Source organism: Pseudodonghicola xiamenensis DSM 18339 (assembly GCF_000429365.1).
Classification (GTDB): Bacteria; Pseudomonadota; Alphaproteobacteria; order Rhodobacterales; family Rhodobacteraceae; genus Pseudodonghicola; species Pseudodonghicola xiamenensis.
The window spans coordinates 139705-158345 of the sequence record NZ_AUBS01000008.1 but is presented as its reverse complement, the minus strand read 5'-3'; the positions used below and the strand labels follow the sequence as shown (position 1 = coordinate 158345).

General features: G+C 64.6%; 18 protein-coding genes. 9 read left to right on the top strand and 9 right to left on the bottom strand.

The annotated features are described in order from the left end of the window. From G455_RS0111095 to G455_RS0111080, 4 genes are all read left to right on the top strand, one after another. Positions 1-517: IS5 family transposase (locus tag G455_RS0111095; RefSeq protein WP_028093774.1), on the top strand; the 517-nt coding region annotated here is incomplete at its 5' end. A gap of 180 nt (positions 518-697) precedes the next feature. After that, on the top strand, positions 698-1171 hold the full coding sequence (locus tag G455_RS23855; protein ID WP_308434072.1) for an alpha/beta hydrolase: 474 nt from the start codon (positions 698-700) through the stop codon (positions 1169-1171). Between the two features lie 60 nt (positions 1172-1231). Continuing rightward, positions 1232-1531, top strand: a complete 300-nt coding sequence (locus G455_RS0111085; protein WP_028093773.1) for a GNAT family N-acetyltransferase — start codon at positions 1232-1234, stop codon at positions 1529-1531. A 45-nt stretch (positions 1532-1576) separates the two neighbouring features. Further along, a complete protein-coding gene (locus G455_RS0111080; protein ID WP_028093772.1) occupies positions 1577-2539 on the top strand; it encodes a pirin family protein in 963 nt (320 codons plus the stop codon). A gap of 74 nt (positions 2540-2613) precedes the next feature. Here the strand turns inward: G455_RS0111080 and G455_RS0111075 are convergent, their stop codons facing one another. Continuing rightward, a complete protein-coding gene (locus G455_RS0111075) occupies positions 2614-3990 on the bottom strand; it encodes an SLC13 family permease (RefSeq protein WP_028093771.1) in 1377 nt (458 codons plus the stop codon). A gap of 67 nt (positions 3991-4057) precedes the next feature. Between G455_RS0111075 and G455_RS0111070 the strand changes: the two genes are divergently transcribed. Next, positions 4058-4867, top strand: a complete 810-nt coding sequence (locus G455_RS0111070; protein ID WP_028093770.1) for an AraC family transcriptional regulator — start codon at positions 4058-4060, stop codon at positions 4865-4867. 3 nt (positions 4868-4870) lie between these two features. On the opposite strand, the gene G455_RS0111065 is transcribed toward G455_RS0111070, so the two are convergent. Both G455_RS0111065 and G455_RS0111060 read right to left on the bottom strand, forming a co-directional pair. Then, positions 4871-5257 (bottom strand): MAPEG family protein, encoded by a 387-nt coding sequence (locus G455_RS0111065; protein ID WP_028093769.1) that lies wholly within the window; start codon positions 5255-5257, stop codon positions 4871-4873. A 153-nt stretch (positions 5258-5410) separates the two neighbouring features. Next, entirely contained in the window at positions 5411-6397 is a 987-nt protein-coding gene (locus G455_RS0111060; RefSeq protein ID WP_051312386.1) for an NAD(P)-dependent oxidoreductase, read from the bottom strand. A 325-nt stretch (positions 6398-6722) separates the two neighbouring features. Between G455_RS0111060 and G455_RS23850 the strand changes: the two genes are divergently transcribed. After that, complete coding sequence (locus G455_RS23850; protein ID WP_035366596.1) at positions 6723-9425, top strand: HAD-IC family P-type ATPase; 2703 nt, start codon at positions 6723-6725, stop codon at positions 9423-9425. Between the two features lie 144 nt (positions 9426-9569). Here the strand turns inward: G455_RS23850 and G455_RS0111050 are convergent, their stop codons facing one another. Continuing rightward, complete coding sequence (locus G455_RS0111050; protein ID WP_028093767.1) at positions 9570-10856, bottom strand: homoserine dehydrogenase; 1287 nt, start codon at positions 10854-10856, stop codon at positions 9570-9572. A 93-nt stretch (positions 10857-10949) separates the two neighbouring features. Continuing rightward, positions 10950-11219, bottom strand: a complete 270-nt coding sequence (locus G455_RS23845) for a hypothetical protein (RefSeq protein ID WP_035366594.1) — start codon at positions 11217-11219, stop codon at positions 10950-10952. A 153-nt stretch (positions 11220-11372) separates the two neighbouring features. Between G455_RS23845 and G455_RS0111040 the strand changes: the two genes are divergently transcribed. After that, positions 11373-11960, top strand: a complete 588-nt coding sequence (locus tag G455_RS0111040) for a TetR/AcrR family transcriptional regulator (RefSeq protein ID WP_028093766.1) — start codon at positions 11373-11375, stop codon at positions 11958-11960. A gap of 338 nt (positions 11961-12298) precedes the next feature. Here G455_RS0111040 and G455_RS0111035 read toward each other — a convergent pair whose 3' ends face one another. Continuing rightward, entirely contained in the window at positions 12299-13210 is a 912-nt protein-coding gene (locus G455_RS0111035; RefSeq protein ID WP_028093765.1) for a pirin family protein, read from the bottom strand. Positions 13211-13385: 175 nt separating this feature from the next. Here G455_RS0111035 and G455_RS0111030 point away from each other — a divergent pair, with 175 nt between their 5' ends. Next, on the top strand, positions 13386-13877 hold the full coding sequence (locus G455_RS0111030; RefSeq protein WP_028093764.1) for a hypothetical protein: 492 nt from the start codon (positions 13386-13388) through the stop codon (positions 13875-13877). 7 nt (positions 13878-13884) lie between these two features. On the opposite strand, the gene G455_RS23840 is transcribed toward G455_RS0111030, so the two are convergent. The 3 genes from G455_RS23840 to G455_RS0111015 are packed head-to-tail and all read right to left on the bottom strand — an operon-like array spanning position 13885 to position 16742. Beyond that, a complete protein-coding gene (locus G455_RS23840) occupies positions 13885-14436 on the bottom strand; it encodes a TadE/TadG family type IV pilus assembly protein (protein WP_035366592.1) in 552 nt (183 codons plus the stop codon). A 3-nt stretch (positions 14437-14439) separates the two neighbouring features. Next, complete coding sequence (locus G455_RS0111020) at positions 14440-14976, bottom strand: TadE/TadG family type IV pilus assembly protein (RefSeq protein ID WP_028093763.1); 537 nt, start codon at positions 14974-14976, stop codon at positions 14440-14442. After that, positions 14973-16742 carry a TadE/TadG family type IV pilus assembly protein gene (locus tag G455_RS0111015; protein WP_240474626.1) on the bottom strand — a complete coding sequence of 590 codons (1770 nt, stop codon included), beginning with the start codon at positions 16740-16742 and terminating at the stop codon, positions 14973-14975. Before G455_RS0111015 ends, G455_RS0111020 begins: the two co-directional genes overlap by 4 nt. A 373-nt stretch (positions 16743-17115) precedes the next feature. Between G455_RS0111015 and G455_RS0111010 the strand changes: the two genes are divergently transcribed. Next, a complete protein-coding gene (locus tag G455_RS0111010) occupies positions 17116-18543 on the top strand; it encodes a Glu/Leu/Phe/Val family dehydrogenase (protein WP_028093761.1) in 1428 nt (475 codons plus the stop codon). Positions 18544-18641 lie beyond the last annotated feature (98 nt).

Below are 18641 nucleotides of genomic sequence, written 5' to 3'. Positions count from 1 at the left end.
TGCGACGCGCAGGCGGGAGTGGCGCAAGGTTCACCTGGCGATGGACACCACGACAGGTGATATCCGTGCTGTCGAGTTTACCTCCAGCCGACAAGGCGACAGCCCGATCCTGCCGGAGTTGCTGTCGCAGATCCCGGCCACAGAGGATATCGAGACGGTCACTGCGGACGGAGCCTACGATACGCGCCGCTGCCATGCTGCGATCCTTGAGCGCGACGTGGAGCCGATCATCCCGATCCGACGGAACGGCCGCGGGTGGAAACCCGATTGCCCCGCCGCGATCTCGCGCAATGAGAGCCTGCGAGCGACCCGATGTCTGGGCCGGGCTCTCTGGAAGAAATGGACAGGCTATCATGCCCGAAGCCGCGTCGAGGCGCAGATGAACCGCCTCAAGCTCTTCGGCGAACGGATCATGTCACGCGATCCCGACTGCCAAACCGCTGAAATCCAGATCCGCATTGCTATCATGAATCGCTGCTCGGCCCTCGGAAGAGCCGAAACCGAAGTCGCCGCCTGAAGCCAGCAGGGAAAGGGGCAGCTCAATCTCAGCGCCGAATAGCGCAACAAGCCCTCCTACACCGCGTGGACCCAGCCGCCGGCGACCGCGGGCGCGCCGCTGATCTTCGCCTTTCACGGCACCGGCGGCGATGAACATCAGTTCTTCGGCTTCACACGTGAGATCGCGCCGGGGGCTGGCGTGATCTCGCCCCGCGGCGATGTGGCCGAGATGGGGGCGGCGCGCTTTTTCCGACGGACCGGAGAAGGTGTCTATGACATGGCCGATCTGGCCCGGGCGACCGAGCGGATGGCCGGTTTCGTGGTCGCCCACAAGGCGGCGCATCCGAGCGCACCGATTTTCGGCTTCGGCTATTCCAACGGGGCGAATATCCTGGTCTCGGTGGTGATGGCGCGGCCGGATCTCTTCGATCGGGTCGGGTTGCCGCATCCGCTGATCCCCTGGCAACCGGCGCTTGTCGCCGGGCTCGCGGGGCGGCGGGTGCTGATCACCGCCGGACGGAATGACCCGATCAGCCCCTGGCCGCTCAGCCAGCGGCTGATCGACTGGTTCGGGGCGGAAGGCGCCCTGGTCGCAACTGAAATCCACCCCGGCGGGCACGAGCTGCGCCCGGCCGAGGCGGAGGCACTGCGGCATCTGCTGACCGCGACCTGACATCCAAACCCGTGGTCCCGCCTGAGGGCGGGGCCGCTTCACCCAGGAGGGAGACTGAGAATGAGTGACGTGAACATCACCCGCAGCGATACCGACAGCAAGGCGCGCTATGCTACCCGGGTCGAGGGTATCGCCGAGGAAGGCGAACTGACCATCTCCAAGGTCACGCCGAAACTGATCATCGCCGATCACACCTTTGTGCCCGACAGCATGCGGGGGCTTGGCGTGGCGCGGCAATTGGCCGATCGTCTGATCGCGGACGCCCGCGCGGCGGGCCAGCGCATCGTGCCGCTTTGCCCCTATGTCCGGGCGCAGACGATGAAGCATCGCGACGACTGGGCCGACGTCATCCAGTGGTGACGGACCGACCCGACGACCACCCTAACGACCAAAGAGGATACCGACATGAGCTGGAACCCGACACTTGACCCCAATTGCCCCGAGGCCGGCAAGCTCGACAGTATCGAGACGCTGATCATCCCGCGCGCCCGCGATCTGGGCGGCTTCGAAGTGCGTCGCGCGCTGCCGTCGTCGCGGCGCCAGATGGTCGGCCCCTTCATCTTCTTCGACCAGATGGGGCCGGCTGAATTCATCACCGATGGCGGCATCGACGTGCGGCCGCACCCGCATATCGGGCTCGGTACGGTGACCTACCTCTATCAGGGCGAATTCGAACATCGCGACAGCATCGGCACCCATCAGATGATCTATCCCGGCGAGGTGAACTGGATGCTGGCGGGCAAGGGGGTGACACATTCCGAACGCACCAGCGCCGAGACCCGCAAGGGGCGCAGCAGCCTGTTCGGCATCCAGACCTGGGTGGCGCTGCCCGAGGATCGCGAGGATATGGCCCCCGATTTCGAACACCACGGCAAGGAGGCGCTGCCGCTTCTGGATTATGCCGGCGCCGAGGCGCGGTTGATCCTGGGCACCGGCTGGGGCGCGAAATCGCCGGTCACCATGCAAAGCGAGATCTTCTACGCCGATGTGACGCTTGCCCCCGGCGGCGCCTTCCCGCTGCCCGACGATCACGAGGACCGGGGGCTCTATATCACCTCGGGTGCCATCGACGTCGCCGGCGAACGGTTCGAGGCCGGCCGCATGATGGTGTTTCGCCCGGGTGACCGGATCACCGTCAAGGCGGGCCCCGAGGGCGCTCGGCTGATGGCCCTGGGGGGCGAGACGCTGAATGGCCCGCGCTATGTCTGGTGGAATTTCGTCTCTTCCTCGCCCGAGAAGATCGAAGCGGCCAAGGCGGCCTGGAAGGCCGAGGATTTCACCGGTGGGCCGTTCCATCTGCCGGTTGGTGATACCGAGGAATTCATTCCGATCACTCCCGACATGGACCGCATGAAGATCAAGCTCTGATCCGGGCCCGCCCGGCGCAGGCCGGGCGGATGCTGCGGTGGCGGTGGTCGGGAAGTGTCCTTCCCCGGTCTTCGTCAGATCCAGCCCAGCAGCCGCCACCAGAGGTAATCGAGCGGGATGAAGATCACGAAGGTCAGCACCACCAGCGACAGGGTCATTTTCAGCAGCGGCCGGGTGGATTCGCCGGCGAGCCCCATCGCGACGATCAGCGGGCTGATCTGATAGGGGAAGAAGACCGTCGAAAACCCGATCACCTGGGTCATCATCACCGTTTCGATGGAAAAGCCGGTGGCTCTGGCCAGATCCTGCGCCATCGGTCCCAGGACCGCAGGCAACCCGGCCATGGTGGTGAAGATGCTGGTGACGATCCCCAGCGTCGATAGCGACAGGAAGTTCAGGAATTGCCGGCCCTCCTCCAGCGGCAGCGCCGAAACGACGTGTCGGGCGATCACCGGGCCAAGACCGGTGGAGGTGACGACGGCCCCCAGTGCAAGTGCGCCCGAGACGAAGAGCAGCATGCCGAAGTCGATGGCGCCCTTGAACACAGGCGGCGGCACGAAGCCGAATTGCGGCACCATCAGTACCAGCGTCGTGGCCAGCCCGATCCAGGCGGCGTTCACCCCGTGGAGCTGGTCGGTGGCCCAGAGCGCCACGGTGATCAGCAGCACCCCCAGCAGCAGGGCCTGACGGCGGGCGGCATGGGGGGCGGTGGGGTCGGGCGCCGGTGGGGTCAGCGTCAGCTTCGCCGGGAAATAGAGCAGCACCAGAAGCACGATGGCGATGCCCTTGACGATCCCCAGGACGGGGTAATGCAGCAGCAGATAATCGGCATAGCCGAAGTGAAGCCCCCAGGTCCGTTCGGCCATGCCCGACATCACGATATTGGGGATGTTCGACGGCAGGATGGCAAAGCTGGGCATATTGGTGCCGAAGGCCACGACGACGGCGACGCCGGTGCGTCCCTTGTTGCCCTTCTCCAACCCAAGCACATCGGCCAACGCCATGCCCACCGGCACCAGCGCCGCTGCGCGCCCCATCGAGGAGGGCATGATGAACCCCATCAGCGCCCCGATCAGCATCAGCCCGCCGATCAGCATTGGATAGCTTTTCGACAGATGCGGCTGTGCGATCGCTCCGATCCGCACCCCCAGCCCCGAATGGGTGATCGCGGCCCCGATGACGAAGCCGGTCACGATCAGCCACATCGCGGTCGAGGTGAAGCCGGAGAAGACCACCGTCGGCGGCGCCAGGTTCAGCAGCAGCAGCGCGGTGAAGAAGAAGGTCGAGGCGACATAGCCCGGCACGATCCCCGTGGCCCAGAGCCCTAGGGTGATCAGCACGATCCCGAAGGTCAGCGATTGGCTCTGATCCAATCCGCCGGGCAGGGTGAGAGAGATGGAGATCGCGATCAGCGCGATCACGGTGATCAGGATTTCTTTGAAATAGGTCACGATGTGGTCCTTGGGGATTGGCATATGAGTCCTATGAAAAGACTCGGGATTGTGCTAGATCGACATTATGCCAAAACATGTCGAGTTTCCGCCAAATACCACGGCCACGCCCACCGGTGACGGGTATGACACATCGCCGGGTCGTCCGGTGATCGCCCGCTGCGGCACGATGGGCGCCGGGGTCGCGGTGTTGCCTCATGCCCATCCCCGGGCACAGTTGATCCTTTGTCTGGACGGGGTGTTGCGGCTGCGCGCGGGCGAAGATGTCTGGATGGTGCCGCACAAGCACGCGATCTGGATACCGGGCGGTCTGGGTCATCAGTTGACCACCCAGACCTCGTTGCGGGTACGTCACCTCTATGTCGCGCCGCGCTTTGCCGGACGGGCCGGGCTGCCGCAGGCCTGTACCGTCTTTCGCGGTTCGCCGTTGTTGCGCGGGATTGTCGAGCGTCTGGCGGTGGAGGAGGATCAGGCCGGCGCCGCCGCGCGCCGACTGGCCTGGGTGGCGCTGGACGAGATCGCCCGGCTGCGGCCGGCGGCGCTGCATTTGCCGGGGGGGCGCGATGCGCGGCTGGTGGCGGTGATGGCGCATTTTCTGCGGCATCCGGAGGAGCGGCGCAGTTTGTCCGAGGTGGCGCGCGATCTGGACACTTCGGAGCGTACCTTGGAGCGGCTGTTCGCGACCGAGGCGGGTATGACCTTTCGTGACTGGCGCGCCAAGCTGCGCTGCATGGTGGCGCTGGAGGGGATCGAGCGCGGCGAGACCAGCACGGCGCTGGCCCGGCGGCTGGGTTATTCCAGCCCCTCGGCCTTTACTGCCGCCTTTCGCCGCGAATTCGGTGCGCCGCCCTCGGCTTTTCGCTCCGGGCTGCGCTGAGGATCAGGTCAGCGCCATGACGATATCGGCCAGTGACAGGGCCAACAGCAGGGCAAAGCAGCTCAGGATGCCGTATTTTCGGCCCCATTCCTGACCCTCGCGCTGCATGCCATAGGCATGCAGCGCTCGGCTGACCAGCAGGACGATCCCGGCCAGATGCACCAGCGGGGCAGCGCCGCCCTGTGCCTCGAAGGCCGCAATCAGGATCAGTGTCAGGGGAGCGTATTCCGAGAAGTTTCCATGCGCCCGGATGCGGCGGCTCAACAGGGCGTCGCCGCCATCTCCCAGCGACTGGTGGCAGGCGATACGCTGCTTGATCACGTGGATCGAGAGAAACAGATACAGCAGTCCGGCGAGGCCGGCGTAAAGGGCGGTAATGGTCAGGGTCATGATGTCTTTTCGATTGTCTGATCTGGCAGTACCCCGGGCCGGGGCACTGCGATCCTAGGGAAAGGTATATTCGGAAACCATTGATCGTTTTGTCGCCGGTCGATGTGGATGCCTGGCTGGGACCTGCGGTTATGGTCGGGCAGGGCGCCGGGGTCAGTAACCGCGGGTCAGATCGACCTCGTTTGTCAGCGGCTGGCCGGCAAGATAGGCATCGAGATTGGCGGTCATGTCACGCAGGAAACCGGCCATGAAGGCGGGAGTTTTCCACGAGATATGTGGGGTGATCACCACATTCGGCAGGGAATAGAGCGGATCGCCGTCCGGCAGCGGCTCGGGGGTGGTGACATCCAGAACGGCCCCGCCCAGCTTCCCCTTGTCGATCGCCGCGACTAGCGCCGCCTGATCGACGATCTCGCCGCGTGCGATATTGATCAGCACCAGCCCGGGCTGGGCCTGCGCCAGCAGTGCCGCGTCGACCAGATGCCGGGTGGCATCTGTCAGCGGCATCGCGATGGCCAGGTAATCCGAGGCGGCGAATAGCGTCTCAGGCGCCGCGGCGGGGCGGGCATAGGGGTCGCTGTCGTCCCAGGCGCCGCGCCGGCAGGCCAGAACCTCCATCTCGAACCCATGGGCGCGGCGGGCGATGGCCCGGCCGATGGCGCCATAACCAAGGATGCCCAGGGTCTTGCCGGCCAGTCCGTCGAGGTCGTACTTGACCTTCCAGCCGGCCTGGTCGTGTACCTTGAGGTCGCTGAACCCCTTGGCGTGGTCGAGCATGGCCGTCAGTACGTATTCGGCGATGGCCGAGGCAGCCACACCGCGCCCGCAGGTGAAACGGCGGCCTTCGAAGACCCAGCGCGGATAGGCCTCGATGCCGGTCGACAGCGACTGTACCCAGCGCAGCCGCTTGGGCAGCGGCTGCGCCTCGGTCGGGGCCTTGCGCCAGCCGGCGGAGGGACCGGTCAGCAGGATTTCCGTCTCATCCGGCAGCCCCTCCCAAGGGGCGACGTCACGATCGAGCCGGTCGATCACAGTGAAGCCGGCCGGATGATCGCGCAGGCAGGCGCCGACTTCGGGGCCGATCTGGTTGACGATGACGGGGCCGCCGGCGGTGGCTGCGGCGGAAGAGGGCGTGGTCATGAAAGATCTCCGTCAGGTTGCGAGAGCGGCGGGCCGGCCCCGGGGCAGGACCGCGTCAGACCGCCGGAAGGATCGCCTTCAGCATAGGCATGGGGCGAGGGAGTAAAAGGGCTGCGACGGCGGAATTCGTTGCGTGCAGCCCCTGGGGGTGAATTCTGCCCAAGGATGGACCTTGCCGCGGGGAGCCTGCCTGCGGCGGCTGGGCGCACTGCCGAAGATTGGCGCCTTTACCTCATTGTTGGGGTGGGGACTTCCTGTCTATGCTGCGCATGCAGTGGGGGCTTTCGCCGCGATGCGGCGAGTGGCCCGAGAAGAGGAGACGACAATGCCGATTGCCGATCCCCATGCCGTGGGCGCAGAAGACTGTCTCGCAACGCTATCGGTCCCCCCGGCGGGGCTGACCGCCGAGGAGGCCGCCCGGCGGCATGCCGAACATGGGCCGAACCTGTTGCCCTCGGCGCCGGGGCGCGGGCCGGTTGTGCGGTTCCTGCTGCAATTCCACAACGTTCTGATTTATGTTCTGCTGGCCGCCGCGGCGGTCACGGCGGCCTTGGCGCATTGGGTCGATACCGGGGTGATCCTGGCGGTGGTGCTGGCCAATGCGGTGATCGGTTTCATCCAGGAAGGGCGCGCCGAACAGGCGATGGAGGCGATCCGGGGGATGCTGGCACCGCATTGTGCGGTGCTGCGCGATGGTCGCCGGCAAAGCCTCGATGCTGCCGAACTGGTGCCCGGCGATATCGTCCTGCTCGAAGCCGGCGACCGGGTGCCGGCCGATTTGCGCCTGATCGAGACACATGGGCTGAAGGCGGAAGAGGCGGTGCTGACCGGGGAATCCGTTCCCGTTGACAAGGGCATCCAGCCGGTGCCGGTGGAGGCGGCGCTGGGCGATCGTCATTCGATGCTGTTCAGCGGGACGTTGGTGGCGACCGGAACCGCGCGGGGCGTCGTCACCGACACCGGAGCCGACACCGAGATCGGTAAGATCAGCGGCATGCTGGCGCAGGTCGAGGTGCTGACGACGCCTCTGGTGCATCAGATGGATGTCTTCGCGCGCTGGCTGACGCTGTTCATCCTGATCCTCGGCGCCATGCTGCTGGGCTATGGCTATTTCGTGATGCACATGGAATTCGCCGGTCTCTTCATGTCGGTGGTCGGCCTGTCGGTGGCAGCGATCCCCGAGGGGCTGCCGGCGGTGCTGACCATTACCCTGGCGGTGGGGGTGCGCGCGATGGCCGGGCGCAACGCCATCGTGCGGCGGTTGCCGGCGATCGAGACCTTGGGATCGGTGTCGGTGATCTGTTCGGACAAGACCGGCACGCTGACCCGGAACGAGATGATGGTCGCCTCGCTCGCCTCGGCCGATCATGTGTTCTCGGTCGATGGCAACGGGTATGCGCCCGAGGGCGCGATCCGCTGGCGCGAGGCCGATGCCGACCCCGAGGATCACGCGGTGCTGATGGAATTCGCCGAAGGCGCCGGGCTGTGCAATGATGCGGTGCTGAACGACGCGGGCAGCATCTGGCGGGTCGAGGGCGACCCGATGGAGGGGGCCTTGATGGCGCTTGCCGGCAAGATCACCCGCCGCGGTGCCGATCCCTATGCCGATTGGCTCAGGATCGACGCCATCCCCTTCGACGCGGCGCACCGCTATATGGCGGTGCTGCACCGGTCGCCGGAGGGGGAGCGCACCCTGCACGTCAAGGGGGCGCCTGAGGCGGTGATGATGCTCTGCGCCGATCAGCGCATGCCCGACGGTGGCACCGCGCCTCTGGATCCTGATCACTGGGCTGCGAGGGTCGAGGTCCTGGCCGCGGGTGGCCAGCGGGTGATCGCCGTGGCGGTGGGGCAACCGCCCGAAGAGGGCGAGCCGCTGCACAAGGACCAGATGAAGGGCCGGCTGACCCTGATCGGGTTGATCGGGTTGATCGACCCGCCGCGCCCTGAGGCGATCGCGGCGGTGGCGGAATGTCATGCCGCCGGCATCGACGTGAAGATGATCACCGGCGATCATGCCGCCACCGCCCGCGCCATCGGCGGCATGATCGGCCTCAGCAACCCCGACAGCGTGCTGACCGGCGCGGATATCGAGGTGATGGACGATGTCGAACTGGCCAAGGCTGCGGTCGAGACCGATATCTTCGCCCGCACGTCTCCGGCGCACAAGTTACGGCTGGTTTCGGCGTTGCAATCGCGTGGGCTGACGGTGGCGATGACCGGCGACGGGGTGAATGATGCCCCGGCGCTGAAACGTGCCGATGCCGGTATCGCCATGGGTCAGAAAGGCAGCGAGGCGGCGAAGGAGGCCGCCGAACTGGTGCTGGCCGACGACAACTTCGCCTCGATCGCCGCGGCAGTGCGCGAAGGGCGCACGGTTTATGACAATATCAAGAAGGTAATCTCCTGGACCCTGCCGACCAACGGCGGCGAAGCGATCACCATCATCGTGGCGCTTTTTGCCGGGCTGCCGCTGCCGATCACGGCGGTGCAGATCCTCTGGATCAACCTGATCACCGCCATCACCCTGGGCATGGCACTGGCCTTTGAGCCCTCAGAGGCGGGCACCATGCGCCGCCCGCCGCGGCCGCGGGATGAGCCGCTGCTGACCGGTTCGCTGATCTGGACCATTCTGCTGGTTTCGATCCTCTGTCTGGTCGCGGTCTTCGGTGTCTACAGCTATGCTCATGATCAGGGCTATAGCGACGAACTGGCGCGCACCATGGCGATGAACATGCTGGTGGTGCAGGAGATTTTCTATCTCTTCTTCATCCGCAACATCTATGGCACCTCGCTGACCTGGCAGGCGGTAAAGGGTACTCCGATGGTCTGGGCCAGTCTGGTGACCGTGGTGGCGGCGCAATTCGCCGTGACATATCTGCCGCCCTTACAGCGCATTTTCGGGACCGAGGCGGTGCCGCTTCGGGATGGTGCGATGATCGTGGGGGTCGGTGTGGTGTTCTTCGCGCTGATCGAGACCGAGAAGCAGATGCGCCTGGCGCTGGGGCGACCGAAGACGGCGCAGGGCTGATATGGATCGTGCTGATACGGATCATGCTGCCGGGGTGTGGGCAACCAGCATCGGTTCGATCGTCGGATTAGCTGCCGTGGCCCCGGGGGAGGGATCGGGCGCAGGCCTCGGCTGAGCCGGAGGCCTGCACCCGAGAGCTATCGCTCAGACGTGTTCGATCCTGAGGGCGACGGGCTCCGAGGCGATCACATCGGTCGTCGCCATCGCCTCCAGCGCCACGTCGAGCGAGGCGCGGGTGGTCTTGTGGGTGACGAAGAGCACCGGGGCGGCGCCATTGGTATGGCCGTATTGCCGCATCCGGTCGATCGAGACGCCGGCGTCGCCCAGAATCTTGGCGATCTTGGCCAGCGCGCCGGGTTTGTCCAACAGCGACATCCGCAGGTAATAGGGCGCCGGCAGCCCGGTTTGTGCCGGTTGCGCCGCCTCGAGCGTTTTGGCCGGCTGGCCGAAGACCGGCAGCTTGACCCCGCGGGCGAGATCACAGATGTCGCCCAGCACCGCGCTGGCGGTCGGGCCTTCGCCGGCACCGGGACCGCGCAGCACCAGCTGGTCGATGGCGTCGCCTTCGATCACCACCATATTGGTACCGCCCTCGAGCTGGCCCAGCGGCGAATGCGCCGGCACCAGGCAGGGCTGCATCCGCTGCACCAGCCCACGCGGGCTGCGCTGGGCCACGCCCAGAAGCTTGACGCGATAGCCCATGTCGGCTGCCTGACGAATATCTTCCAATGTGATGCGCTGAATGCCCTCCAGCTCCACCCCGTCGAAATTCACCTGGGTGCCGAAGGCGATCGAAGCCAGGATCGCCAGTTTGTGACCAGCGTCGATACCGCCGACGTCGAGGTTCGGATCGGCCTCGAGATAGCCCAGATCGCTGGCTTCCTTGAATAGCGCGTTATAGCCCTGTCCGGTGGCCTCCATCCGGGTGAGGATATAGTTGCAGGTGCCGTTCATGACTCCCATCACCCGGGTGATCTCGTTGCCGGCAAGCCCTTCGGTCAGCGCTTTGATCACCGGGATGCCGCCGGCGACAGCAGCCTCATAGCGGATTTGGCGACCGGCCTCTTCGGCCAGTAGGGCGAGGTCCTGGCCATGGTGGGCCAGCATCGCCTTGTTGGCGGTGACGACATCCTTGCCGCCTTGCAGCGCGGCTTCGACCGCGTCCTTGGCCGCGCCCTCGGCACCGCCCATCAGTTCGACGAAGACGTCGATATCGTCGCGCCGGGCCAGGGCGACCGGGTCGGTTTCCCAGGCATAATCACCAAGCGGGACGCCGCGATCCTTGCCGGCGTCGCGGGCGCTGACCGCGACGATCTCGATCCTGCGGCCGGTGCGGGCCTCGAGCAGATGCGCGTGTTTGCGGATGATGCGGACGACGCCCACACCGACAGTGCCCAGACCGGCAATCCCAAGGCGCAGAGCGTTCGTCATCAAATTTTTCCTTCGTGCTGTCGTGGAAACGCTGCCCCGTGCCTTAACCGCTTCGCAATAGGGGTGCAATGTGGCAGCAAACCGAGGTGGGGGTTATTCCACCGGGCGGGTTCTCAGCCGCTGTGCCCGGGCGTTCAGCCGGTTCTGCCGCGCCTGCATCTGCTGTTCCAGCGCTTCCGCCTTTTGTGGTTCGGGCGGGTTCTGGGCCAGTGCCGGCTCCAGTGGGATCAATGTGGGATAGGGGGCGGCGCGGAGATCCGGGGTCACGCTGTCCTCGAGCTCGGGCACAGGGGTGCAGTTCGCTGCCGCGGTCAGCGCGGCGAGCAGGGCGATCTGGGCGAAAAGGGGACGTCGCGGGAACATGGGGCCTCAGGATACCTCGGTCAGCCCTTTCTGCCCGCTGGAGCGGCGGTGCGCAAGCGGCGGTGGCGGGCGAGGGTGCTGTCTGCGGGGTTTTCCCCGGCAGGCTGGTCGGCAGGGGTTTTTTCTGAACATTCGTTCATATAATGTCGGCCCATGGCACGTACTGCAGGATCTCATTCCGATATCACCGGGCCGCGCATCCGGGGCGCCGCGCTGAAACTGTTCGCGCGCCAGGGCTATGCCGCTGTCTCGATGCGCCAGATCGCGGCAGAGGTGGGCGTGCAAGCCGGGGCGCTTTACAATTACACCCCTGACAAGCAGAGCCTGCTGTTTGATCTGATGCGCGCCCATATGCAAGAGCTGCTGGAGACCTGGCGCGCCAGGCCCTTGGTCGGAGGGCCGCTGCGGCGGCTGGAGGAATTCACCCGGTTCCACATCCGCTTTCATCTGGGGCGTCCGGAAGAGGTTTTCATCGCCTATATGGAACTGCGCAACCTCAGCCCGGAGAATTTCACCGTGATCGAGGGGCTGCGGCGCGATTATGAGGATGCGCTGGAAGGTATCCTGCGGGAGGGCGTCGCGGAGGGGGTATTCGAGGTGCCAGATCCGAAGATCGCCACGCTGGCCGTGATTGCCATGCTGACCGGGGTCAATACCTGGTATCGCGCTGGCGGCCGGTTGTCGCTGGATCAGGTCGAGACGATTTATTGGGACATGGTCCGCAAGGCGGTGGTGGGCTGAGGCGAGGGGGGCTCTGCCCCCCACGGCCTGCGGCCTTCCCCCCGGGATATTTGCAGCCAGAAAAAGGGGGGGTGAGCGGCGTCCCGGAAACGCTCCGGGGGAGCGTTTCAGCCGCGAACGGGCGGAGCCCCGGGAAGGCGTCCCGGAAACGCTCCGGGGGCGCGTTTCAGCCGCGAACGGGCGGAGCCCCGGGAAGGCGTCCCGGAAACGCTCCGGGACAGTAGTTTGTTGGTCGTTTGGCGGGAAAACACATCTTTGGCGTGTTTTCCCGCCACCTTATGGCCGGCTCCGAGCGGCCGGAATCGCGATGAGCGCCCGGCGCGAAGAGCGGCGGTCTCTCAATGCTGCGGTTTGATGAAGCTGCCGTTCCTGAGGTCCCGCATCGCCTGCATCAGCTCTTGTTGCGTGTTCATCACGATCGGCCCGTGCCAGGCAACGGGTTCGTTGATCGGTGCGCCGGAGATCAGCAGGAAACGCACGCCGTCCGGACCGGCTTGCACCGTTACCTCGTCACCGGAGCCGAAGCGGATCAGGGTGCGGTTGCCGGAGAGGTCGCGGATATTGACCTCTTGCCCGGCGACTTCCTTTTCCAGCAGCACGCCCGAGGGCTGCGAGGCATCGGCAAATGCGGCGGCGCCATCGAAGACATAGGCGAAGGCGCGGCGGTAGGTGTCGATCCTGAAGGTCTTCTTTACCCCCGCTGGCATGGCGATATCCAGATATTGCGGATCGGCGGCGATGCCGTCGACCGGGCCGCGTTTACCCCAGAATTCGCCGGTGATCACCTTCACCCGGGTGCCGTCATCGTCGATCACCTCGGGGATGTCGGAACCCTTGACGTCCTGATAGCGCGGCGCGGTCATCTTCTGGCTGCTGGGCAGGTTTCCCCAGAGCTGGAAACCATGCATCTGTCCTTGTGCGTTTCCTTTCGGCATCTCCTGATGCAGAATGCCCGATCCGGCGGTCATCCATTGCACGTCGCCCCCGCCCAGCGTGCCGGTATTGCCGAGGCTGTCGCCATGTTCCACGGTGCCGGAGAGCACATAGGTAATCGTTTCGATCCCGCGGTGCGGGTGCCAGGGAAAGCCGCGGATGTAATCCTCGGGTCGTTCGTTGCGGAAATCGTCCATCATCAGGAAGGGATCGAGTTCGGTCGGATCCTGAAAACCGAAGACGCGGTGAAGTTTCACACCGGCGCCTTCCATGGCGGGGATGGCGCGGCGGGTTTCGAGAATGGGTCTGAGCGACATCGGTGTTTCTCCTGTGGGGCAATCTGACGGGGAAGATAGGGCGACGGCGAGGGGACGCAAATGCGAGCGGTGGCACGCTGAATGTGCGCGGCTGCACTCCAGGGGTGGGAACGGGCTGTTGCGGGCTGGCGATTTCGGCTATTTGCCTCGGGCAGGGCAAGGGGGGAGCACAGATATGCCGCAAGATGACATTCTGATCAGCGTCAGCGTTTCGCCGTTCCGGCGCTGGTTCGGTGTCGGCGCCCTGGTGGGATTCGCCGGTATCGTTTTCTATTTCGCCTTGTCGCAACCCTTGGCTCCGGGGTGGCTGGCCTTTCTTGTGCTGTTCGGCGGGCTGGCGTTGTGGTTGGCGGAACGGATGTGGCGGGCCACCGGAGGGCGGCTTGAGCTGACGGCGGAGGGGCTGCGCACCGATGACGGCCGGCTGATCGCGCCGATTGAAGCGATCGCGGCGGTCGAACGCGGCGCCTTTTCCTTCAAGCCATCGAATGGTTTTCTGATCGTGATGCGCCGCACCGGCCCGCGCGGTTGGTCGCCGGGGCTGTGGTGGCGGCTGGGGCGCCGGATCGGGGTCGGTGGCGTGACCTCGGCGGCGCAGACCAAGGCCATGGCCCAGATGATCGAGGCGATGATCCTGGACCGCGATCAGCCGGCGGCGGAAGAATAAGAAAGCGTCAGCTTGCGCTCCAGTCCACCTTCGGGCCGAAGCGCGGCCGGGTGAACACGAAATTGTCCAGATCGGTGGTTTTGATGCCGACATCGAAGGGCGGTTCATAGCTCACCTTGGTTTCGATCAGGATGACGTATTCGCCGTCTGGCATTACTGGCAGCCGGCTGGCCAGTGCCGCCATATCGGCATCGGTGCGCGGCGCGTCATAGCCGCGGTTCTCCGACCAATAGACGTAATAGCGGTTGTCTGTCCCGTCCCAGCGCACCACGGTGACCCGTAGCTTGAGGGGCGTTTCCGCACGGGTCATCAGCCGCAGGACCTTTTCCATGCTGTCGATGTAGTCGGGATTGACCGCAGTGGTCTCGCGCGAGATCATGTCCGCGATCGCATAGGCGGCCTTGAGGTTCAGGTCGCTCTGCCGGAAGCCGTCGAAATAGACGTAGCAGGCCATGTAGGTCCAGAACAGCAATGGCACCATGAGCAGGAATTCGACTGACACGCTGCCGCGGCAGTCTTCGGCGAAACGCCGCAGGAGAGAGCGGAGGCAGAAGGGCATCAGTTACCTCGGTTCCTGGACGAAGACGGTGGTCGAGACCAGCGCATATTGGCCGTAGGCGTCGGTCGACAGACTTTTGCCGAGGCCGGTGGTGGGAAACACCGGGTCGATCTTGGCGCAGGCGCGCAGGATCATGAGATCATTCGACTGTCCGTTGACGAAATTGCGCACCGGGGCGACCTCTTCGGATTTGTCGGTGCAATCGGGCGTAGTGTCGAGCCCGGCCCAGGCGCGCGGGTCGACCTGGATCATCTCGAGCCTGAGATTGTCGCCGCAATTGGGGATGAAGCTGGCACGGTCGCAGATCATGTCCTTGATATCGTCGTGCTGCGGCGCCGATCCGGTCCCCAGCCGGATATCGCGGACGGTCTGATCCACCGCGCGTTCCAGCATGGCGTGTTGCATGGTGACGAACCCCAGCTCCAGCCCGGACAGCAACAGGATGATGAGAGCGGGAAAGGTGATGGCGAATTCGATGGTGGCGTTGCCGTCCTCCTGGCGCCACAGCCGGCGTAGCGCGGCCCTAAGCGCGGCGGTCATTGCGTCAGCCTCAGCTTGCGGATCGAGGAGGCGATCGAGGAGAAGGCATCGGAAATCTCCAGCCCGCTGACATCGAAATAATGGCTGTCGGAACTGGCGCAATACTTGAGCAATTGCCGGCTGTCCGTCGGGGCCTCGAAGCCGATGGTATAGACGATGACGCCCTGCGCCTTGGCGGCGGCGCAAATCGCCCGGGTGCGGGCGTTCTTGGGGGTTGTGCTGACATAGGTGTCGCGGGTGCCGCTATAGAGCCATTTGCTGTTGGCCGCGGAGGAGCCGATCGCCGGGGCGAAGATATTCTCGGCGATCGAGCGCGGAGTGGTCTTGGCGAAGATGTCCCCCATGCTCAGGTCGACCGAATAGCCGCCTTCGGTAACGGTGCTGGTCTCGTAGTCGTATCTGATGCAGAAGCCGAACCAATAGCTGGTGCAGATCTCGGTTGTGGCCTCGTATGTCCCGGTGCCATAGGGGTGATCCTGCCATCGGCCCAGTTCCACCCAGTAATAGATCGGTTCGTCGGTGATGCCGTCTCCGTCACGGTCCTCGGTGTCGAGACCGTCATAAACCGAATAGACCTTTTCCTCGGGGTTCCACGATGCCCCGGAATAGCCTTCGCGAAAGGCCTCGGGGAGGTAATATTGCGCGGTGTTCTGGCCGTCGGTCATCAGCACGATGACCTTCAGGGTCTCGTGGGCGGCGTAGGGTTTCGGGCGATCGGAAAAATCCGAGGATACCACCCCGTCTTCGATCAGCCCGGAGATCACCGGCTTCACGCTGGGATCGAGCAGGGCCGCGCCCCATTTCATGCCGAGGTCGATCGAGGTGTTGCCCTGCGCGCTGAGGTTCTGGATATAGGTTTTCAGCTTGGTGCGGTCTTTCTCCAGCACCATGATCTCGCGGGAGGGGTCTTCGGAACAGACCGGCTGGGTCACTGTGCGTTCGGGAGTGCTCTGTCGACCGTCGAAGCGCGAACTCCAGGGATCGAAATGCATCGTGCGTTTCAGGCTTTGTTCGGGATGGATCGCAGGGCTGCTGAAGTCTTCGCCGTCAAAGTTCACGCAATTGGAAAATTCCTGCTCTTTCGAGATCGTGAACTTATCGAGAAAGCTGCGGGGGGTGGAAACCTGCGTGGCATAGGGCACCACGGAGATCGACAGGTTGCCGTCTTCGGTATTGTCGACCATCGTATCAACGAAATCCTTGGCGGCGACCTTCAGGTTGTAGAGCTTGCTGTTCGAGTTCATCGAGCCCGAGACATCGAGCACCAGCGAAATCTCCACCCCGTCGATACGTTCTTCCGCCGTACTGATCAGTGGAGCGCTCAGCGATTTGACGCCGCTCAGTTGCATGAACTGGGTGGGCATGCTGCAGGTCGCGTTGGCGGTGACGGTCCGGTGGCTTTCGCTTTCATCGACGGTCACCTTGGTCAGCGACCCGGTGGCGCCGGACTTGGCAAGATAATCGCGAACCACCGTTTCGGGATCCAGCGGCTGATCCAGATCGGCTGCGGCCAGGGTGGCGCGATCCAACGTGTTCTGCAATTCGGTGCAGTCGCGTTCGTAATGCATCAGGTCGATGCCGATGCCGCCGAACATCAGGACGATTACCATGACATAGAGGCTGAAGATGATCATGTTGCCGCCTTCGTTGCGAACGAAGCGGCGCAATGCCCCGTTGCCTGACTGCGCCGCAGTGGCGCGGGCAGGGACGGGCAGTCTAGGGGCGCCGGACGGGCGGCGCCGGGGCTGGCGCTTCAGGGGACGCATCGAAACCTCTTGTTCCGGGCGATCCCCGTTGTGAGCTGACGTCATGGCGGGATCGCGGGAAAACCTGTTCTGGCTTGCGTGCCAAACATGGCTCAATTGCGGCGAAAGCCGGGGATTTTCCGGGTTTTTGCATCTGCTACGGCAATCGTTTCACGGTGATTTTCGGGCCGTGGCGGGGGGCTTCCCGGGGGGGCGGTGTCACGGCCTCGCTCGGCTGTGCGCGATGTGTTCCTGGCGGGGAGTGGTGCCGGCGTGATGAAAAAATCAGCAAGTTTTTGACGCCACGTCAGAACCTGCTACCAATTGGCCTCGGCTTGCGAGTCGCCTCGTCGCCGAAACGAAAAACAGAGAAAATAAAGAGGAGTGTCAGGCCATGATCCGGCAGGAGCCGAGCTTTCGCGAGAGCGTGGACCTAATGTTCAATCGGGCCGCCGCGCTGATGGAGCTGCCGCCCGGGCTTGAAGAGAAAATCCGTGTCTGCAACGCGATCTACAAGGTCCGTTTCGGCGTGCGTTTGCGTGGCCATATCCAGACCTTCACCGGGTATAGGGCGGTGCATTCGGAACATATGGAGCCGGTCAAGGGCGGCATCCGTTATGCGCTTTCGGTCAATCAGGACGAGGTCGAGGCGCTGGCGGCGTTGATGACCTATAAATGCGCCCTGATCGACGCGCCCTTCGGTGGCTCCAAGGGCGGGCTCTGTATCGACCCGCGGCAGTATGAGGAGCATGAGCTGGAGCAGATCACCCGCCGGTTCACCTATGAGCTGGCCAAGCGCGACCTGATCCATCCCAGCCAGAACGTGCCGGCCCCCGATATGGGCACCGGCGAACGTGAGATGGCTTGGATGGCGGATCAATATGCGCGGATGAACACCACCGATATCAACGCCCAGGCTTGCGTCACCGGCAAGCCGCTGAACGCCGGCGGGATTCACGGCCGGGTCGAAGCGACGGGGCGGGGGGTGCAATATGCGCTGCGCGAATTCTTCCGCCACCCCGAGGATGTCGCCATGGCGGGTCTGTCGGGCAAGCTCGATGGCAAGCGGGTGATCGTGCAGGGGCTGGGCAATGTCGGCTATCACGCCGCCAAGTTCCTGGCCGAGGAAGACGGGGCCCTGGTCGTCGGGATCATCGAACGCGACGGGGCGCTTGTCGATCCTGCGGGGCTGGACGTGGAGGCGGTGCGTCACTGGATCACCGGACACGGTGGCGTGACCGGTTTCCCCGGTGCCAAATATGTGGCCGAAGGGGTGACGGTGCTGGAGCACGACTGCGATATCCTGATCCCGGCGGCGATGGAGGGGGTGATCAACCTGGGCAATGCCGCGCGCGTCCAGGCGCCGCTGATCATCGAGGCGGCCAACGGGCCGATCACCGCTGGCGCGGACGAAATCCTGCGCGAAAAGGGCGCGGTGATCATTCCCGACATGTATGCCAATGCCGGCGGTGTGACGGTGTCGTACTTCGAATGGGTCAAGAACCTCAGCCATATCCGCTTCGGCCGGATGCAACGCCGGCAGGAAGAGGCTCGTCACCAGCTTGTCGTCGATCAGCTTGAAACCCTGAGCGAGGCGCTGGGCAAGACCTGGTCGCCGACACCGGACTTCAAGCAGAAATACCTGCGGGGCGCCGATGAGCTTGAACTGGTAAGGTCCGGGCTCGATGACGCCATGCGCGAGGCCTATCAGAACATGCGCCAGATCTGGCACAGCCGGCCGGATGTGACGGATTTGCGCACCTCGGCTTATCTGGTGAGCATCGACAAGGTGGCGCGCAGCTATCAGGCCAAGGGGCTTTAACGGCCTCTGGATGGCTGAAAGGATCAGGCGCCGCCGCCCGTAGAGGGTGGCGGTGTCCTCTTGGCAAGACCCGCGCAAGGGCGACCCCGGCGCAGGGC

Excerpts from the sequence above, each read along its gene's own strand:
- G455_RS0111085 (WP_028093773.1), top strand. The coding sequence starts at position 1,232 with ATGAGTGACGTGAACATCACCCGCAGCGATACCGACAGCAAGGCGCGC.
- G455_RS0111080 (WP_028093772.1), top strand. The coding sequence starts at position 1,577 with ATGAGCTGGAACCCGACACTTGACCCCAATTGCCCCGAGGCCGGCAAG.
- G455_RS0111070 (WP_028093770.1), top strand. The coding sequence starts at position 4,058 with ATGCCAAAACATGTCGAGTTTCCGCCAAATACCACGGCCACGCCCACC.
- G455_RS0111065 (WP_028093769.1), bottom strand. The coding sequence starts at position 5,257 with ATGACCCTGACCATTACCGCCCTTTACGCCGGCCTCGCCGGACTGCTG.
- G455_RS0111060 (WP_051312386.1), bottom strand. The coding sequence starts at position 6,397 with ATGACCACGCCCTCTTCCGCCGCAGCCACCGCCGGCGGCCCCGTCATC.
- G455_RS23850 (WP_035366596.1), top strand. The coding sequence starts at position 6,723 with ATGCCGATTGCCGATCCCCATGCCGTGGGCGCAGAAGACTGTCTCGCA.
- G455_RS0111050 (WP_028093767.1), bottom strand. The coding sequence starts at position 10,856 with ATGACGAACGCTCTGCGCCTTGGGATTGCCGGTCTGGGCACTGTCGGT.
- G455_RS23845 (WP_035366594.1), bottom strand. The coding sequence starts at position 11,219 with ATGTTCCCGCGACGTCCCCTTTTCGCCCAGATCGCCCTGCTCGCCGCG.
- G455_RS0111040 (WP_028093766.1), top strand. The coding sequence starts at position 11,373 with ATGGCACGTACTGCAGGATCTCATTCCGATATCACCGGGCCGCGCATC.
- G455_RS0111035 (WP_028093765.1), bottom strand. The coding sequence starts at position 13,210 with ATGTCGCTCAGACCCATTCTCGAAACCCGCCGCGCCATCCCCGCCATG.
- G455_RS0111030 (WP_028093764.1), top strand. The coding sequence starts at position 13,386 with ATGCCGCAAGATGACATTCTGATCAGCGTCAGCGTTTCGCCGTTCCGG.
- G455_RS23840 (WP_035366592.1), bottom strand. The coding sequence starts at position 14,436 with ATGCCCTTCTGCCTCCGCTCTCTCCTGCGGCGTTTCGCCGAAGACTGC.
- G455_RS0111020 (WP_028093763.1), bottom strand. The coding sequence starts at position 14,976 with ATGACCGCCGCGCTTAGGGCCGCGCTACGCCGGCTGTGGCGCCAGGAG.
- G455_RS0111015 (WP_240474626.1), bottom strand. The coding sequence starts at position 16,742 with ATGCGTCCCCTGAAGCGCCAGCCCCGGCGCCGCCCGTCCGGCGCCCCT.
- G455_RS0111010 (WP_028093761.1), top strand. The coding sequence starts at position 17,116 with ATGATCCGGCAGGAGCCGAGCTTTCGCGAGAGCGTGGACCTAATGTTC.